This is a genomic window from Cryobacterium sp. MLB-32, from assembly GCF_000738085.1.
GTDB lineage: Bacteria > Actinomycetota > Actinomycetes > Actinomycetales > Microbacteriaceae > Cryobacterium.
The window spans coordinates 1-2,542 of record NZ_JPRS01000315.1 but is presented as its reverse complement, the minus strand read 5'-3'; the positions used below and the strand labels follow the sequence as shown (position 1 = coordinate 2,542).

General features: G+C 60.1%; 2 protein-coding genes. Both read left to right on the top strand.

Annotated elements, in window-relative coordinates; genetic code table 11:
- The first annotated feature begins 358 nt into the window (after positions 1–358).
- Positions 359–886: a hypothetical protein gene (locus tag JF66_RS24595; RefSeq protein WP_035880197.1), complete on the top strand. Its 528-nt coding sequence runs from the start codon at positions 359–361 to the stop codon at positions 884–886.
- 259 nt (positions 887–1,145) lie between these two features.
- On the top strand, positions 1,146–2,542 hold a 1,397-nt coding region (locus JF66_RS18075), incomplete at its 3' end, for a sugar transferase (RefSeq protein ID WP_051973734.1).

Genomic DNA, 2,542 nt, shown 5'->3' with positions numbered 1-2,542 from the left:
CGTGTTTGCAGGCCCTGATGCGCATTCCATGCAGATCGCGTGATCAATTCGCGCAAGTAGTAGCGCCGGCCTCCACGTCTCGCTATCGCCACCCAAGAGTGCGCCTGTGCCTCGTCTTGGGGATTGAGCAGGCATGAGAGTTTAAGTTAGTGAACTAGACACATTTGCCCGCATCCCGCCAAATCACTGGCGTAGCGCCACACAACACGCCCAAATCCCCCCTATTTCCACCACATGGACTACGGTTTCTGCCCGCCGTAACTTGCCAACCTGTGAAAGTCCCCTAAAGTAGGGGTTGACTTCGTTCGGCACCAGCTGACGACGTGACCAAATCTCACTTGATCAGATGGGCTAAAAAATGGGGAAAAAGACTTTCGCGGCAATCGCACTCGCGGTTCTCGCAGTATTCGCAGTTCCGGCCGCCGCTAACGCAGCTGGCTACGTTCCGGACAGCGCCATCACAGTCAACGGCGCAGTCGTCGCCGGTGGCACCGTTGCAGTGACCTTCGATGACGACGCTTTCGCCGCTGGCGAGCAGGTTCGCTTCGACGTTTCCGGCGAAGGAACCGCCACCCTGTCGGTCTTCAAGGCCGCCACCGCCTCCATCACCAAGACCGCTACCGCTCAGGGCGCAGCAACCGTCAACGTGACCCTGCCGACAGACGCCACCGGAACCTACACGGTGACCGCAACCGGCCTCACCTCCAACAACGTCTCCACCTCCGCCCTCACCATCACGGCAGCGGATGCCGGAGCCGGCGACCTCGCCGCGACCGGTTACGCCACCCCCGTTGTCCTCATCTGGGCTGCCGGCGGCGCCCTGCTCCTCGGCCTCGCCCTGGTCGTCGTGCTCACGCTGCTGCGTCGTCAGCGCGCAACCGCCTAACACGAAGTCAGGCACACAGCCCGCGGCGCATTGGTCAATTTCCAATGCACCGCGGGCTGTTCTTCTTTCCCTACTCCACGATCGGTCAAAGCCTGGTTGAGATGCAGCTACCCTTGAACCGCAGCGCTGATCGCCGTGAACAGGCTGGGCAATCCGCCCGTCACCTGTCGACTGGCGCGCTGCGATCTGGTCGGGGGACAGTGACATATTCAGAGAATGGGGGCCGCGTGTTGATCATGAATCGTCACGTGGCAGTCTTATGAGCCAGCGCTCCGTGGGCGAGCGAACGGTCTTGACACCGACGCCAGGCTCGTTGAAAAACTGGCGTGATTCCTATGCGAAGCGCCTTCGCGTCACCGACCTGCTCGTTCTGGTGTGGGTTGTCTTCGGGGTTCAAATCGCCTGGTTCGGTTTCACCGTATCCGACGTGCAATTCCGCGGCAACCTCACCGACGTTGCGGTGAACTACACCACTATCTCGGTCTTGCTCATCGTGCTTTGGATGGGCGCCCTCGGTATCTACGGCTCGAGAAACTATCGCGTCGTCGGAACGGGGTCGCAGGAATACCGCGTCATCGCTAACGCCACCATTCGACTCTTCGGCCTCGTAGCCCTCGCTGCCTACCTCTTCCAGATCGACCTCGCTCGCGGCTATATTCTCATCGCCTTTCCGATGGGCATGGCCGTGCTCGTGTTCTCGCGCTGGATGTGGCGCCAATGGCTCAGTGTGCAACGATTCCAAGGCCAGTATTCTTCACGCGTCGTGCTCGTCGGATCCGCCGATTCGGTGACCCTTCTCGCGGAGGAGCTGGCTCGTCAGTCCGCAGCTGGATACCTCGTTGTGGGTGCCTGCGTTCCGAGCGGTGTCGTCTCGAACACGCTGCCAGGCACGGCAATTCCGGTTCTCGGCCCGATGGGTGCGCTCCAAGACTTCATGTCTTCCAGCAGGGCTGACACAGTCATCGTCACCAGCAACGCCGAGCTCTCGCCGCAAGACATGCGCGAACTCAGCTGGAGTCTCGAGCCCGGCCGGCAGCATCTCGTCGTTGCGCCAAACCTCACGGGTATTGGCGGCCCGCGCATTCACGCTCGGCCCGTTAACGGACTCCCACTGATTCATGTGGAAACTCCCCGGTATGAAGGCAGTAAACTATTTGCCAAGCGGGCCTTTGACCTAGTCGCTTCCTCTCTCCTCATAGTGATCCTGAGCATTCCTCTTGCAGTCATCCTTGTGATCGTCAAGTTCAGCTCGCCAGGACCCGTCGTCTTTCGACAGAAGCGCGTCGGTCTGAACGGCCAGATCTTCACCATGTTGAAGTTTCGCTCCATGGTTACCGACGCCGAGGCGCTGCTGGCCGGTCTTCAAACGCAGAAGCGCACCGAAGGAAATTCAGTGCTCTTCAAGATGAAGAATGATCCTCGCGTGACTTCAGCAGGGCGAATTCTGCGGCGGTACAGCCTGGACGAGCTTCCGCAACTCTTCAACGTACTCGGCGGGAGCATGTCTCTCGTAGGACCGCGGCCTCCGTTAGAGCGCGAAGTCAACGAATACGAGAAGCACGTACATCGACGCTTCCTCGTGAAACCCGGAATCACCGGCCCTTGGCAAGTGGGAGGACGGTCCAACCTTTCTTGGGAAGACACGGTTCGGCTCGA

Coding starts and splice junctions, on each gene's coding strand:
- JF66_RS24595 (WP_035880197.1), top strand. CDS start 359: ATGGGGAAAAAGACTTTCGCGGCAATCGCACTCGCGGTTCTCGCAGTA.